Annotated in this window: 12 protein-coding genes; 11 read left to right on the top strand and 1 reads right to left on the bottom strand. The window is 65.0% G+C overall.

The features are described from left to right. Positions 1–72 precede the first annotated feature (72 nt). The 8 genes from ACYVHH_RS03035 to ACYVHH_RS03000 all read left to right on the top strand — a co-directional run bounded on the left by ACYVHH_RS03035 (position 73) and on the right by ACYVHH_RS03000 (position 9052). Positions 73–483 carry a MerR family transcriptional regulator gene (locus ACYVHH_RS03035; RefSeq protein ID WP_460563550.1) on the top strand — a complete coding sequence of 137 codons (411 nt, stop codon included), beginning with the start codon at positions 73–75 and terminating at the stop codon, positions 481–483. Positions 484–592: 109 nt separating this feature from the next. After that, entirely contained in the window at positions 593–1045 is a 453-nt protein-coding gene (locus ACYVHH_RS03030; protein ID WP_460563548.1) for a PaaI family thioesterase, read from the top strand. Positions 1046–1093: 48 nt separating this feature from the next. Next, positions 1094–2284, top strand: a complete 1191-nt coding sequence (locus tag ACYVHH_RS03025) for an isovaleryl-CoA dehydrogenase (RefSeq protein ID WP_460563547.1) — start codon at positions 1094–1096, stop codon at positions 2282–2284. A gap of 51 nt (positions 2285–2335) precedes the next feature. Continuing rightward, positions 2336–3007 carry a carbonate dehydratase gene (gene can, locus ACYVHH_RS03020; protein ID WP_460563546.1) on the top strand — a complete coding sequence of 224 codons (672 nt, stop codon included), beginning with the start codon at positions 2336–2338 and terminating at the stop codon, positions 3005–3007. 10 nt (positions 3008–3017) lie between these two features. Continuing rightward, a complete protein-coding gene (gene aceK, locus ACYVHH_RS03015) occupies positions 3018–4832 on the top strand; it encodes a bifunctional isocitrate dehydrogenase kinase/phosphatase (protein ID WP_460563545.1) in 1815 nt (604 codons plus the stop codon). A 325-nt stretch (positions 4833–5157) separates the two neighbouring features. Next, a complete protein-coding gene (locus ACYVHH_RS03010) occupies positions 5158–6339 on the top strand; it encodes an acetyl-CoA C-acyltransferase (protein WP_460563544.1) in 1182 nt (393 codons plus the stop codon). 48 nt (positions 6340–6387) lie between these two features. Then, positions 6388–7908, top strand: a complete 1521-nt coding sequence (locus ACYVHH_RS03005; protein ID WP_460563543.1) for a methyl-accepting chemotaxis protein — start codon at positions 6388–6390, stop codon at positions 7906–7908. A gap of 16 nt (positions 7909–7924) precedes the next feature. Then, the gene (locus ACYVHH_RS03000; protein ID WP_460563542.1) at positions 7925–9052 is read left to right on the top strand and encodes an acyl-CoA dehydrogenase family protein; all 1128 of its coding nucleotides are present in this window, start codon (positions 7925–7927) and stop codon (positions 9050–9052) included. On the opposite strand, the gene ACYVHH_RS02995 is transcribed toward ACYVHH_RS03000, so the two are convergent. Further along, positions 9033–10277, bottom strand: a complete 1245-nt coding sequence (locus ACYVHH_RS02995) for an EAL domain-containing response regulator (RefSeq protein WP_460563541.1) — start codon at positions 10275–10277, stop codon at positions 9033–9035. The genes ACYVHH_RS03000 and ACYVHH_RS02995 overlap by 20 nt on opposite strands. 166 nt (positions 10278–10443) lie before the next feature. Between ACYVHH_RS02995 and ACYVHH_RS02990 the strand changes: the two genes are divergently transcribed. The 3 genes from ACYVHH_RS02990 to ACYVHH_RS02980 are packed head-to-tail and all read left to right on the top strand — an operon-like array spanning position 10444 to position 14052. After that, positions 10444–11175 carry a DUF4197 domain-containing protein gene (locus ACYVHH_RS02990; protein WP_460563540.1) on the top strand — a complete coding sequence of 244 codons (732 nt, stop codon included), beginning with the start codon at positions 10444–10446 and terminating at the stop codon, positions 11173–11175. 4 nt (positions 11176–11179) lie between these two features. Continuing rightward, a complete protein-coding gene (trkA, locus tag ACYVHH_RS02985) occupies positions 11180–12571 on the top strand; it encodes a Trk system potassium transporter TrkA (protein WP_460563539.1) in 1392 nt (463 codons plus the stop codon). 5 nt (positions 12572–12576) lie between these two features. Next, positions 12577–14052 (top strand): TrkH family potassium uptake protein, encoded by a 1476-nt coding sequence (locus tag ACYVHH_RS02980; protein ID WP_460563538.1) that lies wholly within the window; start codon positions 12577–12579, stop codon positions 14050–14052. The last annotated feature ends 3 nt before the right edge of the window (positions 14053–14055 follow it).

Raw genomic sequence — 14055 nt, 5'->3', positions numbered from 1 at the left:
TGCACGCGACGAGGCCTTCCGCTAAGATTCGCCCATGACGTTGACGTAAACGTCAATTTCCATCGACGCAACATGGCAACTGTCACCACTTACACCATCAGCGATCTGGCCAAGGAATTCGACCTGACCACGCGCGCCATCCGCTTCTACGAGGACATGGGGCTGCTGCAGCCTCGCCGCGAAGGGCCGGCTGGTCGCAACCGTGTCTACACGTCGCGTGACCGCACTCGCCTGAAGCTGACGCTGCGCGCCAAGCGCCTGGGCCTGTCGCTGACCGAGGCCAAGGACATCATCGACATGTACGACAGCCCGCGCGACACCGGGCCGCAGTTGCGCAAGTTCCTGGCCGTGCTGGCCGAGCACCGCCGCCAGATCGAGGAGCAGCTGGCCGACCTGCAGGCCAACCTGGACGAAGTGAAGGTCCACGAAAAAGAAGCCCGCGCCCTGCTGGCCAAGCTCGACAAGAACGGCGTGCCCGCCTGAACGGCGACCCCTCGGGAAGCCCCTTAGTCGACAACGCCCGGCTTCGTTGCATAATTGACGTTTACGTAAACGTCAATTGTCGTGTGGAGCACGAACATGCAGGAGACCCATGAGCCAAACCGCCGCCCCCGCCGATGAAGCTGCGCTGCGTGAACGCGTGCAGGCCAGCCTGGCCCGCCAGGGCATGATGCAGCACTTGGGCGTGCGCCTGCTGAGCGTGGCGCCCGGCGAAGTGACGCTCGCCGTGCCGTATTCCGACCGTGTGACGCAGCAGCAGGGCGGTTTCCATGGCGGCGCCATGGGTGCACTGGCCGACATTGCCGGCGGCTACGCGGCCCTTACCGTGGCGCCGCCCAAGATGGAGGTGACCACCGTGGAATACAAGATCAACTTCCTCGCGGCGTTCCAGAGCGGCGAGCTGCAGGCGACCGGCCGCGTGGTCCGCGCAGGCAAGCGGCTGATCGTCACCACCGCCGAAGTCACACACGTGGCTGCCGACGGCAAGCGCAGCGACTGCGCGGTGATGCAGCAGACCCTGGTGCCCGTGCCCAAAACGTACTGACAGTACTGACTACCCCGACCACACATTCCGCAACAGGAGACTTTTCCCATGAACGCACTGCCCAACCTGCCCGGCCTCGACTTCATGCTGGGTGACGACATCAACGCCCTGCGCGACGCCGTGCGCGACTTTGCCCAGGCAGAAATCGCACCGCGTGCCGCCGAGATCGACCGCACCGACCAGTTCCCCATGGACCTGTGGCGCAAGATGGGCGACCTGGGCGTGCTGGGCATCACCGTGCCCGAAGAGTACGGCGGCGCCAACATGGGTTACCTGGCGCACATGATCGCCATGGAAGAGATCAGCCGCGCCAGCGCCTCGGTGGGCCTGTCCTACGGCGCGCATTCCAATCTGTGCGTCAACCAGATCAAGCGCAACGGCAACGAGGCGCAGAAGCGCAAATACCTGCCCGGGCTCATCAGCGGTGAGCATGTGGGCGCGCTGGCCATGAGCGAGCCGGGTGCGGGCTCGGACGTGATCAGCATGAAGCTGAAGGCAGAGGACAAGGGCGGCTATTACGTGCTCAACGGCAGCAAGATGTGGATCACCAACGGGCCCGACGCCGATACGCTGGTGGTCTACGCCAAGACCGAGCCGGAGATGGGCGCGCGCGGCGTGACCGCCTTCATCATCGAAAAGGGCATGAAGGGCTTCAGCATTGCGCAAAAGCTCGACAAGCTGGGCATGCGCGGCAGCCACACGGGTGAACTGGTGTTCAACAACGTGGAAGTGCCCGAAGAAAACATCCTGGGTGGCCTGAACAATGGCGCCAAGGTGCTGATGAGCGGCCTGGACTACGAGCGCGCCGTGCTGGCGGCCGGGCCCATCGGCATCATGCAGGCGGTGATGGACAACGTCATCCCCTACATCCATGACCGCAAGCAGTTCGGCCAGAGCATTGGCGAGTTCCAGCTCATCCAGGGCAAGGTGGCTGACATGTACACCGTGTTGCAGGCTGGCCGCGCGTTCTGTTACCAGATCGGCAAGAACCTGGACCAGCTGGGCGCGCAGCACGTGCGCCAGGTGCGCAAGGACTGCGCCTCCGTCATCCTGTGGTGCGCTGAGCAGGCCACGCGCATGGCGGGCGACGGCATCCAGATCTTCGGTGGCAACGGCTACATCAACGAGTACCCGCTGGGCCGCCTGTGGCGCGACGCCAAACTGTACGAGATTGGCGCGGGCACCAGCGAGATTCGCCGCATGCTGATTGGCCGCGAACTGTTCGCCGAAACCTGCTGAGCCGGGGCTCCCGGTGTGTCGGCGGTGGCCCGCATGGGCCACAATCGCGGCATGACTCATCCCCTCCAGAACCTCATTGAAGCCAATCGCCGCTGGGCCGCCCAGGTCGAGCAGGAGCGGCCGGGCTATTTCCAGCAACTGGCGCGGCAGCAGAACCCGAAGTACCTGTGGATCGGGTGCTCGGACAGCAGGGTTCCCGCCAACCAGATCACGGGCCTGGAGCCGGGTGAAGTGTTCGTGCATCGCAATGTTGCCAACGTGGTGGTGCATTCGGACTTGAATGCCTTGTCGGTGATCCAGTTTGCCGTGGAGTACCTGAAGGTGGAGCACATTCTGGTGGTGGGCCATTACGGTTGCGGCGGTGTGCTGGCCACGCTGCGCGGCGCGCGGGTGGGTCTGGCCGACAACTGGCTGCGCCATGTGCACGACGTGAAAATCCGCCACCGCCGTCGCCTGGAGCACCTGCCCGAGCCTGAACAGGAAGACGTGCTGTGCGAGATGAACGTGATCGAGCAGGTGGGCAACGTGGCGTTGACCAATGTGCTACAGGACGCCTGGGCGCGCGGGCAGCGGGTTTCGGTGCACGGCTGGTGCTACGGTTTGAAGGACGGTCTGGTGAAAGATCTGGGCGTGAGCATGAGCCGCCCTGAAGAGGTGATGCAGGTTTTCCGCGATGCCCTCAAGCGCTATCCGCGCGGGGTGCTCCCGGCGGCCCGCCCATAGCCTTTCCCTCATGCTGCCCCGTCGTCTCGACTCCTCCGTGGCCGTGGATATCGCGCGGGCGATGATCGACGGTTTCAACAGGCACTACCGCCTGTTCCGTACAGAATCTGCCCGGGCCAAGCACCGCTTCGAAACGCAGGACTGGCACGCCCAGCAGCGCGCGCAGCGCGAGCGCATCGAGTTCTACGACCTGCGCGTGAAGGAATGCGTGACACGGCTGGAGCGCGAGTTCAAGGCCGCGCAGCAGCCTATGGATGTGTGGCAACAGGTCAAGCTGCACTACATCGGCATGCTGGTGGACCACCGCCAGCCCGAACTGGCCGAGACCTTCTTCAACTCGGTGACCACTAAGATCCTGCACCGCAGCTACTTCCAGAACGACTTCATCTTCGTCCGCCCGGCGGTCAGCACCGAATACATCGAGCCCGAAAACCCCGACGCCCACCCAACCTACCGCTGTTACTACCCCACGCAGCACAACGTGCTGGATGAGATCCGGCGCATGGTGGCGGACTTCGGCCTGCGCGTGCCGTTCGAGGATTTCGAGCGCGACACGCTGAGTGTGTGGCAGGCCCTGCAGCCGCTGTTCGACCACGAGAAGCTGCGCGCCAACTTCCAGGTCCAGGTGCTCCACAGCCTGTTCTTCCGCAACAAGGGTGCTTACGTGGTGGGCAAGCTCATCAACGGTTTCCAGGAGGTTCCGTTCGCACTGCCCATCCTGCACAACCGCAAGGGCCAGCTCATCATCGACACGCTGCTGCATGGCGAGGACGACCTGCTGATGATCTTCAGCTTCGCGCGGGCCTATTTCATGGTGGACATGGAGGTGCCGAGTGCCTACGTGCAGTTCCTGCGCAGCCTGATGCCGCGCAAGCCGCGTGCCGAGTTCTACAACGCGCTGGGCCTGGCCAAGCAGGGCAAGACGCTCTTTTACCGGGACTTCCTTTACCACCTGCGCCACAGCACCGACGTGTTCCGCATCGCACCCGGCATCAAGGGCATGGTGATGCTGGTGTTCGACTTGCCGAGCTTTCCCTTCGTGTTCAAGGTGATCAAGGACCGATTCCCGGCGCCCAAGGACACCACGCGCGAGCAGGTGCGGGGCAAATACCTGCTGGTCAAGCAGCACGACCGCGTGGGCCGCATGGCCGACACACTGGAGTTCTCAGGCGTAGGCTTTCCGCGTGAGCGTTTCAGCGACGAGTTGATCGCCGAGATCCAGAAGCACGCGCCCAGCCAGATCGAGATCGGTGACCGCAATGGCGACGGCAACATCGAGGTGCTGATCAGGCATGTCTACATCGAGCGGCGCATGATCCCGCTCAACATCTATCTGCAGGAGGCGTTCGATGCCTTGCAGAAGAACCCTGGCGACGAGCGGGCACGCGGGCAGATCGAGCATGCGGTGGTGGAGTACGGCAAAGCCATCAAGGACCTGGTGGCGGCCAACATCTTCCCGGGCGACATGCTGTGGAAGAACTTTGGCATCACCCGCCACGGCAAGGTGGTGTTCTACGACTACGACGAGATCGAGTACATCACCGACTGCAACTTCCGCCGCGTGCCGCCACCGCGCGACGAAGAGGAGGAGATGAGCGGCGAGGTTTGGTACAGCGTGGGGCCGCACGATGTGTTTCCGGAGACCTTTGAGCCGTTTTTGCTGGGGCACCCACTGGTGCGCGAGGTCTTCATGAAGCACCACGCCAACTTGCTTGACCCGGGTTTCTGGCAGGCGCACAAGGAACGCATTCTGGCGGGGCATGTGCACGACGTTTTTCCTTACGAGCGGGAACGGCGGTTTGCTGTGAGGGCAGGGCGGGGTTGACGCTTGGACTTTCATCGCCTGGGGTGTTGGCGGGCCAAGGCTTGTTTCGAGCGCGGGTATTTGGTGACCAAGGCGTGTGCGTCCAGGGGCTGGCGCTTCAACGAGGTGGCACCTGCGTAGCAGGGGCTTCCCTGCGATGCTTGATGCCGTGGCTACGCGGCCGAAACTCCCTGCACGTTTCTAGCGAAACGCTCCGGCCGGACATCTGCCGCAGCAAGCGAGGTTCACCGCAGCAACAATTTTGAGAGCACAGATGACGCCAGCCAGAGACTCTGCGAGAATTAACGTTTACGTAAACGTCAACTAACCCTCACAGGAGCAAACCATGCAAGACCCCATCGTCATCGTCGGCGCCGCACGCACCCCCATGGGCGCCTTTCAGGGTGATTTTTCCTCGCTCGCCGCTCACGATCTGGGCGGTGCAGCCATCCAGGCCGCCGTGCAACGCGCTGGTGTGGCACCGGAACTGGTGACCGAGGTGATCTTCGGCAACTGCCTGATGGCGGGCCAGGGCCAGGCCCCGGCGCGCCAGGCCGCGTTCAAGGGCGGCCTGCCCAAGAGCGCTGGTGCGGTGACGCTCAGCAAGATGTGCGGCTCCGGCATGCGCGCGGCCATGTTTGCGCACGACATGTTGCTGGCGGGCAGCCACGAGGTGCTGGTGGCTGGGGGCATGGAGAGCATGACCAACGCCCCCTACCTGCTGCCCAAGGCGCGCGGCGGCTACCGCATCGGCCACGACCGCATCTTCGATCACATGATGCTTGACGGCCTGGAAGACGCCTACCAGCCCGGCCGCAGCATGGGCACCTTCGGTGAAGACTGTGCCGCCAAGTACAGCTTCAGCCGCGAGCAGCAGGACGCCTTCGCTACCGAAAGCGTCAAGCGCGCCCAACGTGCCACGCAAGACGGCAGCTTTGCCGCCGAGATCACGTCCGTGACGGTGAAGGAGCGTTCGGGTGAACGCGTGGTCAGCATCGATGAAGGGCCGGGCAAGATCAAGCTGGACAAGATTCCTGCGCTCAAGCCCGCCTTCAAGAAGGACGGCACCATCACCGCCGCGTCCAGCTCCAGCATCAACGACGGCGCCGCCGCACTGGTGATGATGAAGGCGTCCACCGCACAACGCCTGGGCTGCCAGCCGCTGGCGCGCATCGTGGCGCACGCCACGCACGCGCAGGAGCCGGAATGGTTTTCCACCGCGCCGGTGGGCGCCAGCCATCAGGTGCTGGCCAAGGCGGGCTGGAGCGTGGGCGACGTGGACCTGTGGGAAATCAACGAGGCCTTCGCCGTGGTGCCCATGGCGCTGATGGCTGAACTGAACGTGCCGCACGACAAGGTCAACGTCAACGGCGGCGCCTGCGCGCTGGGCCACCCCATCGGCGCCAGCGGCGCACGCATCATGGTCACGCTCATCCATGCGCTGAAGGCTCGCGGCCTGAAGAAAGGTGTGGCCACGCTGTGCATTGGTGGCGGCGAAGCCACAGCCGTTGCGCTGGAAGTCCTATGATCTGGCCTTTTTGCTGAGTGTGATACTTGGCTTGAGGAGGCCTGACTGATGCGTTTCGATACCCGTATCCTGTTGTCCGCAGTGCTGCCCGCGCTGCTGTTCATCCTTGGCCTGGCCGGGGGTATAGGAGGACTGCTGTACACCAAGCAGCAGTTCGGCGCCTATGTGCAGACGGAACAACGCATCAGCACTGGACTGACCGAGATGTACGCCCAGGGCCTGCAGATGGGCCAGGCGCTGCGCAACGTGGTGTTGAACCCCGAGGACAAGCGCGCGGTCGAGAACCTGGACAACGCCCGCAAGGCCTATGACAAGGCCTACGCGGACGTGACCCAGGTGTCGCAGGGCACCGGGTTCGAACAGGGGGTGCGTCAGCTGGCGGCGTTGCGTGCCAGCCACGCCCAGGCACAGGACCAGGTGCTGGCCAAGGTGCGCGAACAGGCGGCTGACACGGTTTCCTTCCTGAGCGGGACGGAAACCCCTGCCTGGCGCCAGCTGCGCGGCGAGCTGCTCAAGCTCATCGAGGCAGCCGGGGCCACTTCCGAGCAGGTGTTCGGCAACGTCAACCGCAACGTGGACCGGGCGGTGGCGTTTGCTGTGGCCCTGTCGATGGTGGCCGTGGTGGTGTCGGTGCTCTTCACCCTCTACATCCGCAACACGGTGCGGCGCGAACTGGGCGGTGACCCGGCCGAGGCCCGCTCTGCCATTGCGCAGATCGCATCGGGTGACCTGTCGGTGCCGCTGGCCGCCAGCGCGCACCAGAGCAGCCTGATGGGCGGGTTGGCTCGCATGCAGCAGTCGCTGCGGCAGCTCGTGGGCGAGGTGCGCCATTCCACCGGCAACATCACCACCGCCAGCGACGAGATCGCCACCGGCAGCCAGGACCTGAGCCAGCGCACCGAGCGCACGGCCGCCAACCTGGAGGAAGCGGCAGCGTCCATCGAGCAGGTGGCGGGCATGGTGCGCCAGTCGGCCGACGCCACGCGCCAGGCCAACCAGCTGGCCACTTCGGCGGCCGATGTGGCGTCCCGCGGCGGGGAGGAGGTGTCCAAGGTCGTGGCCACGATGGACGACATCCGCGCCAGTTCGCAGAAGATCGCCGACATCATCGGCGTCATCGATGGCATTGCCTTCCAGACCAACATCCTGGCCCTCAACGCCGCCGTGGAAGCGGCGCGCGCGGGCGAGCAGGGCCGGGGCTTTGCCGTGGTGGCCTCCGAGGTGCGCAGCCTGGCCAGCCGCAGCGCCGAAGCCGCCAAAGAGATCAAGACCCTGATCGGTACCAGCGTGGAGCGCGTGGAGGCGGGCTCGTCGCTGGTGTCCGGTGCGGGGCAGACGATGAGCGAGATCGTGGAGGCCGTGCGGCGCGTGGCCGACCTGATTGGCGAGGTGACCGCCGCCATTTCCGAACAGAGCACCGACATTGGCAACGTGAACGCCTCGGTGGTGCAGCTCGACCAGATGACTCAGCAGAATGCTGCACTGGTCGAGGAGTCCACCGCCGCAGCGATGAGCCTGCGCGAGCAGGCGCAGCACCTGAACCAGTTGGTGAGTACCTTCAAACTTTGAAACTTCACACAAACCCATGCTGCTGACCCAAGACCAGGAAATGATCCGTGACGCCGTGCGTGCCTTTGCTCAAGAGGAGCTGTGGCCGCATGCCGCCAAGTGGGACAAGGAGCACCACTTTCCCAAGGAAGCCCATAAGGGTCTGGCGGCGCTGGGCGCCTACGGCATTTGCGTCCCCGAGGAACTGGGCGGTGCTGGCCTGGACTACCTGACCCTGGCGCTGGTGCTGGAAGAGATCGCCGCTGGTGACGGTGGCGTGAGCACCGCCATCAGCGTCACCAACTGCCCGGTCAACGCCATCCTGATGCGCTACGGCAACGACGCGCAGAAGGCGAAGTGGCTGGCCCCGCTGGCGCGCGGCGAGATGCTGGGGGCCTTCTGCCTGACCGAGCCGCATGTGGGTTCGGACGCGTCTGCCCTGCGCACCACCGCCGTGCGCGAGGGCGACAGCTACGTCATCAATGGCGTGAAGCAGTTCATCACCAGCGGCAAGAACGGTGATGTGGCCATCGTGATCGCGGTGACGGACAAGGCTGCGGGCAAGAAAGGCATGAGCGCCTTCCTGGTGCCCACCGCCACGCCGGGCTATGTGGTGGCGCGGCTGGAGGACAAGCTGGGGCAGCACAGCAGCGACACCGCGCAGATCAACTTCGACCAGTGCCACATCCCCGCCGAGAACCTGATCGGCGAGGAGGGCGAGGGCTACAAGATCGCCTTGAGCGCGCTGGAAGGCGGGCGCATTGGCATTGCCGCGCAGAGCGTGGGCATGGCGCGCAGCGCGCTGGACGTGGCGATCGACTACGCCAAGCAGCGCGAGGCCTTTGGTACCGCCATCTTCAACCACCAGGCGGTGGGGTTCCGCCTGGCCGAATGCGCCACGCGGCTGGAAGCGGCGCGCCAGCTCATCTGGCACGCGGCCAGCCTGCGCGACGCGGGCCGCCCCTGCCTGAAGGAAGCTGCCATGGCCAAGCTGTTTGCCAGCGAGGTGGCCGAGAAGGTCTGTTCGGTGGCCATCCAGACGCTGGGCGGCTACGGTGTGGTGAGCGACTTCCCCGTGGAGCGCATCTACCGCGACGTGCGCGTGTGCCAGATCTACGAAGGCACCAGCGACGTGCAGAAGATCATCATCCAGCGCGGGTTGTGACGGCCGGCCAGAGCTGTGCCCGCTGCGTGGGCCACTGGTCGGCCCACGCGATCAGGTCGGCGCTGGCCATGGGGCGCGCGATCAGGTAGCCCTGCACGGCGTCGCAGCCGCTGGCACGCACGTAGTCCAGGTCTTCCGGCGTTTCCACGCCTTCGGCCACGGTGCGCATGTGGAGCTTGCGCGCCATCAGGATGGACGCGTCGAAAATGGCCTGGGCCGAGCTGTCGCGGCTGATGCCGTTGACGAAGCCTTGGTCGAGCTTGAGCTCGTGGAAGGGCACCTGCAGCAATTGCCGCAGCGATGAGTGGCCGGTGCCGAAATCGTCGATGGCCAATTGAATCTTGTGCAGGCGCAGGCGGCTGAGCACCTCCAGGGTCAGCTTGGGCTGGTCCATCAGGCGGCTTTCGGTCACCTCCAGGTTGAACCGGCCCAGCGAGACGCAGGATTGCGACAGCTGCTGCAGCACCCAGTCGGGAAAGTCCACCTGGGTCAGGTTGTCCATGGACACGTTGATGGACAGGGCGGGCTGCCAGCCCGCGTCGTGCCAGGCCCTGGCGTCTTGCAAGGCATTGACGATGACCGTTCGGGTCAACTGATCGATCAGGCCGTGCTGTTCCGCCAGGGAGATGAAGTGCTCCGGCGAAATCCAGCCGTCGATGCCATGGCGCCAGCGCACCAGGGCTTCCACGCCCTCCCATTCGCCGGTGCGGGCATTCACCTTGGGCTGGTAGACGTTGACCAATTCGCCGCGTGCCAGGGCGGTCTGCAGATCCACGTCGCGGTAGATCGGGCGGGCCTGCCGGGGCGGAGGGGGCGTGCGCAGCTCGTCAATCAGTGTGCGCAAGGCCGCCGGCCCCACCGGCTTGGCCATGGGGGGCATGACCGCCAGGCCGTGGCTGATGGCCACTTGCCGCACCGTGGCCATCAGCCGGGTGTCTTCGGCGCTGATCAGCACCAGCCAGCCGGGAAACGCCCGCTCCGCCAGCAGGCGGATCACCTGCACGCCGTCGAGCTTGGGCACCTGCAGGTCGCAGAACACGGCGTCCACGGGCGTGTCCGTCAAAGCCAGGTAGGACAGCATGTCGAAGCCGTCCTGAAACCCCCGGATGGTGCCTCCGCACAGGTGCTGCAGCACACGCTCCAGCAGCCGGAGTTGGACGGGGTCGTCCTCCAGTAGCACCAGATGCAGGGGGCGTGGGGTGCCGGTGTGGTCGACGGGGGGCATGGGTCAGAAGAGGGCGGGTGTCAGGCGCGTGTCAAAAATGTGTCAAAACGCCCCATTGTCCCCGATCCGTGGTGGCGCCAGCCCGCCACCGCTGACGCGTTGTGCCCGTATCGCTGTTTCGCCACACCGCGCTTTGCCGTGCAAACGCAGGCGCATAATCCTGTCCATGGCAGCCCTGCATTACTCACATGCGTCCCTCGCCTCACGGCGACGTGCCCTGCAGACCAGCTTTGGCCTGTTGCTTTCCCTGGCCCTGTGGCGCCGGGTGCACGCCCTCACGCTCGCTGATCTTTCCGCGTCGGACGCCAATGCCGGCGTCAAGACCGCCCTGGAACGGGGTGCGCTGGCGGCGGTAGGCCTGCTGGGCCGAGCCGATGGTTTTCTGGGCAACCCCAAGGTGCGCATTCCCCTGCCGGGTTACCTGGAAGATGCCGGGAAGCTGATGCGAACCTTCGGCCAGGGCCAGCGCGTGGACGAGCTGGTGACGGCCATGAACCGTGCCGCCGAGCAGGCCGTGCCCATGGGGCGCGATCTGCTGGTGAAGGCCGTGCGCGAGATGACCGTGACCGACGCGAAGAACATACTCACCGGCGGCGAAACGTCGGTGACCGATTTCTTCGCGGGCAAGACGCGTGACCCCCTGACGGGGCGGTTCCTGCCGATCGTGACCCAGGCCACGCAGAAGGTGGCGCTGGCGCAGAAATACAACGATTTTGCTGGCCGGGCCGCCCGCTATGGCTTGGTGCGCGAGCAGGATGCCAACCTGCAGCAGTACGTGACCGGCAAGACGCTCGATGGGCTGTACCTGGTCATCGGGGAAGAAGAAAAGAAGATCCGGCAGGACCCGGTGGGTACCGGCAGCCAGATCCTCCAGAAAGTCTTTGGCGCTTTGAAGTGACACCATGAACATCATCATCCTGGGCGCAGGCCGCGTCGGCGAGAGCGTGGCCGAGAGCCTTGTGTCCGAACAGAACGACATCACCGTCATCGATCAGGACCCGGCGCGGTTGCGCGCACTGGAGGAACGCCTGGATCTGCGGGGCGTCGTCGGCAACGGCATCCAGCCATCGGTGCTGCGCGAGGCGGGGGCCAAGGACGCCGACATGCTCATCGCCTGCGCGGCGGCGGACGAGTCCAACCTGGTCGTGTGCAAGGTGGCGCACGACGTGTTCAACGTGCCGACGACCATCGCGCGCGTGCGCTCGCCCGAATTCGTCGAGGGCGACGAACTCATGTCCAAGACGGGCTTCGCGGTGGACCGCGTGATCTGCCCGGAAGAGTCGGTGATGCGCTACATCCACCAGCTGATCGACTACCCCGAGGCCTTGCAGGTGCTGGAATTTGCCGAAGGCCGGGTGTGCCTGATCGCGGTTCGCGCGTCGGCTGGCGGCGCCCTGGTGGGGCATACCATCGGTGAATTCAAGGAGCGGTTCCCTCACGCCGAGATGCGCGTGGTGGCGTTGTACCGCCTTGACACCGAGATGGAGGCCACCAAGAGCACGCGCATCCTGCCGGGCGACGAGGTGTTCCTGCTGGCCGACAGCGACAAGATCCGCCACGTGCTGGCGGCCATTCACAACGTCGACAAACCGGTGCAGCGCGTGATGATCGCTGGCGGGGGAAAGGTGGGGCTGAGGCTGGCGCGCAGCCTGGTCGGCCAATGCCAGGTGAAGATCATCGAGCACGACGCCAAGCGCTGCGAGTACCTGGCCAGCCAGCTGCCATCAAGCATGCTGGTGCTCCACGGCGACAGCGTGGACGAGGACCTGCTCCTGGAAGAGAACGTCGCCGACATGGACCTGTTCCTCGCCCTCACCAGCGACGACGAGGACAACATCATGTCGGCCATGCTGGCCAAGCGGCTGGGCGCGCGCCGCGTGATGTCGCTGATCAACCGCAGGGCCTATGCGGACATGATGCAGGGCAGTGCCATCGACATTGCCGTTTCGCCTGCCCAGACGGTGATCGGTGAGCTGCTGGCGCACATCCGCCGTGGCGACGTGGTGGCGGTGCACAGTCTGCGCCGGGGTGCTGCGGAAGCGCTGGAGGGCATTGCACGCGGCGACGTCAAGACCTCACGCCTGGTGGGGCGGCGCATCGAGGAAGTGAAGCTGCCCAAGGGCGCGCGCATTGGTGCCATCGTGCGCGGTGAAGGGCGCGGTGCCCAGGTGCTCATGCCGCACCACGACACCCTGATCGAGACGGATGACCACATCGTCATCTTCATTCCCAACAAACGCCTGGTGCGCGAGGTGGAGAAGCTCTTCCAGGTCGGGGCCACCTTCTTCGGTTGACGCCCATGCCATTTGTTCGTGTTGCCCCGGTGTTCGGGGTCATTGTGATGGTGTTTGGCCTGACCATGCTGGTGCCCGCCGCCGTGGCAGGGTGGATTGGCGATGGGGCGGCCTGGGCCTACCTGTGGCCGATGCTGCTCACGCTGGTGTGTGGCGGGGCGCTCTGGCTGTTTGGCCTGTACCGCGGCGCGCTCAAGATGGACCTGCAGGCGCGCGATGGCATCTTGCTGGTGGGCCTGGCCTGGACCTGTCTGCCCGTGTTCGCTGCCTTGCCACTGTTGGCTTACTTTCACGACGCAGGCCAGCCGATCAGCTTCACCCAGGCCTACTTCGAGGCGATGTCCGGCCTGACGACGACGGGCGCGACCGTGCTGGTGGGACTCGACGCCTTGCCGGGCTCCATCAACCTTTGGCGGTGTTTCCTGCAGTGGCTGGGCGGCATGGGCATTCTGGTGTTGGCGGTGGCCATCCTGCCGCTGCTGGGCGTGGGGGGCAGCCAGCTTTTCCGCGCCGAGGCCACGGGGCCCATGAAGGACTCCAAGCTCACCCCGCGCATCACCGAAACCGCCAAGGGGCTGTGGAGCGTCTACGCCGGTATTTCGCTGCTGTGCGTTGGTGCGTACTGGTGGGGTGGCATGACCCCGCTCGACGCCTGGATACACATGTTCTCCACCATGAGCCTGGGCGGCCTGTCGTCGCACGACAGCAGCTTCGGTTATTTCCAGTCGCCAGCACTGGAATGGATCGCGGTGATCTTCATGGCACTGGCCAGCTGCAACTTCGCGCTGTATTTCATGGCCATCGTCAAGCGCAGCCCGGGGCGCATCTGGCGCGACTCGGAATGGCGTGGCACCATGATCATCCTGTCTGGCGCGTGCGTCTTCGTGGCGGGCCTGCTGGTGGCCAAAGGTACCGTGTCAGACCCCTGGGAGGCGCTTCGCATGGCTGCCTTCAACGTGGTTTCCATCGCATCCACCACCGGCTACTCGACGGTCGACTACACGCAGTGGCCGATATTCGCCCCCATCCTGATGATCATGCTGTCCGGTGTTGCCACGAGCGCAGGTTCCACGGGGGCGGGCATCAAGATGGCGCGTGTGGTGATCCTCATCAAGCAGGCCAGGCGTGAAATGGCGCGCATCATTCATCCGCGCGCGGTCAACCCGGTCACCATGGGGGGCGCCGTGATCGACAGCGCCACCATCTTCTCCGTGCTGGCCTTCATGCTGGTGTACGGCGGCACCATCATCGGCCTGACGATGTTGCTGCTGCTGACGGACATGAACTTCGACACCGCCTTCAGCGCCGTTGTGGCCAGCGTGAACAACATGGGCCCTGGCCTCAATGAGGTTGGCCCTGCGGGCAACTTCGCTGGACTGACACCGTTCCAGTTGTGGATCTGCACGCTGGCGATGCTGCTAGGGCGGCTGGAGATGCTGTCGTTCCTGGTGTTGTTCACGCGCGGTTTCTGGCGCAAGTAGGGT

It is taken from the genome of Hydrogenophaga aquatica (assembly GCF_054780915.1).
The sequence above is the reverse complement of the archived record's forward strand: the minus strand, read 5'-3'. Positions and strand labels throughout refer to the sequence as shown.

Coding starts and splice junctions, on each gene's coding strand:
- aceK (WP_460563545.1), top strand. CDS start 3,018: ATGCTGCCCCGTCGTCTCGACTCCTCCGTGGCCGTGGATATCGCGCGG.
- ACYVHH_RS03005 (WP_460563543.1), top strand. CDS start 6,388: ATGCGTTTCGATACCCGTATCCTGTTGTCCGCAGTGCTGCCCGCGCTG.
- ACYVHH_RS02990 (WP_460563540.1), top strand. CDS start 10,444: ATGGCAGCCCTGCATTACTCACATGCGTCCCTCGCCTCACGGCGACGT.
- trkA (WP_460563539.1), top strand. CDS start 11,180: ATGAACATCATCATCCTGGGCGCAGGCCGCGTCGGCGAGAGCGTGGCC.
- can (WP_460563546.1), top strand. CDS start 2,336: ATGACTCATCCCCTCCAGAACCTCATTGAAGCCAATCGCCGCTGGGCC.
- ACYVHH_RS03025 (WP_460563547.1), top strand. CDS start 1,094: ATGAACGCACTGCCCAACCTGCCCGGCCTCGACTTCATGCTGGGTGAC.
- ACYVHH_RS03010 (WP_460563544.1), top strand. CDS start 5,158: ATGCAAGACCCCATCGTCATCGTCGGCGCCGCACGCACCCCCATGGGC.
- ACYVHH_RS03000 (WP_460563542.1), top strand. CDS start 7,925: ATGCTGCTGACCCAAGACCAGGAAATGATCCGTGACGCCGTGCGTGCC.
- ACYVHH_RS03030 (WP_460563548.1), top strand. CDS start 593: ATGAGCCAAACCGCCGCCCCCGCCGATGAAGCTGCGCTGCGTGAACGC.
- ACYVHH_RS02995 (WP_460563541.1), bottom strand. CDS start 10,277: ATGCCCCCCGTCGACCACACCGGCACCCCACGCCCCCTGCATCTGGTG.
- ACYVHH_RS03035 (WP_460563550.1), top strand. CDS start 73: ATGGCAACTGTCACCACTTACACCATCAGCGATCTGGCCAAGGAATTC.
- ACYVHH_RS02980 (WP_460563538.1), top strand. CDS start 12,577: ATGCCATTTGTTCGTGTTGCCCCGGTGTTCGGGGTCATTGTGATGGTG.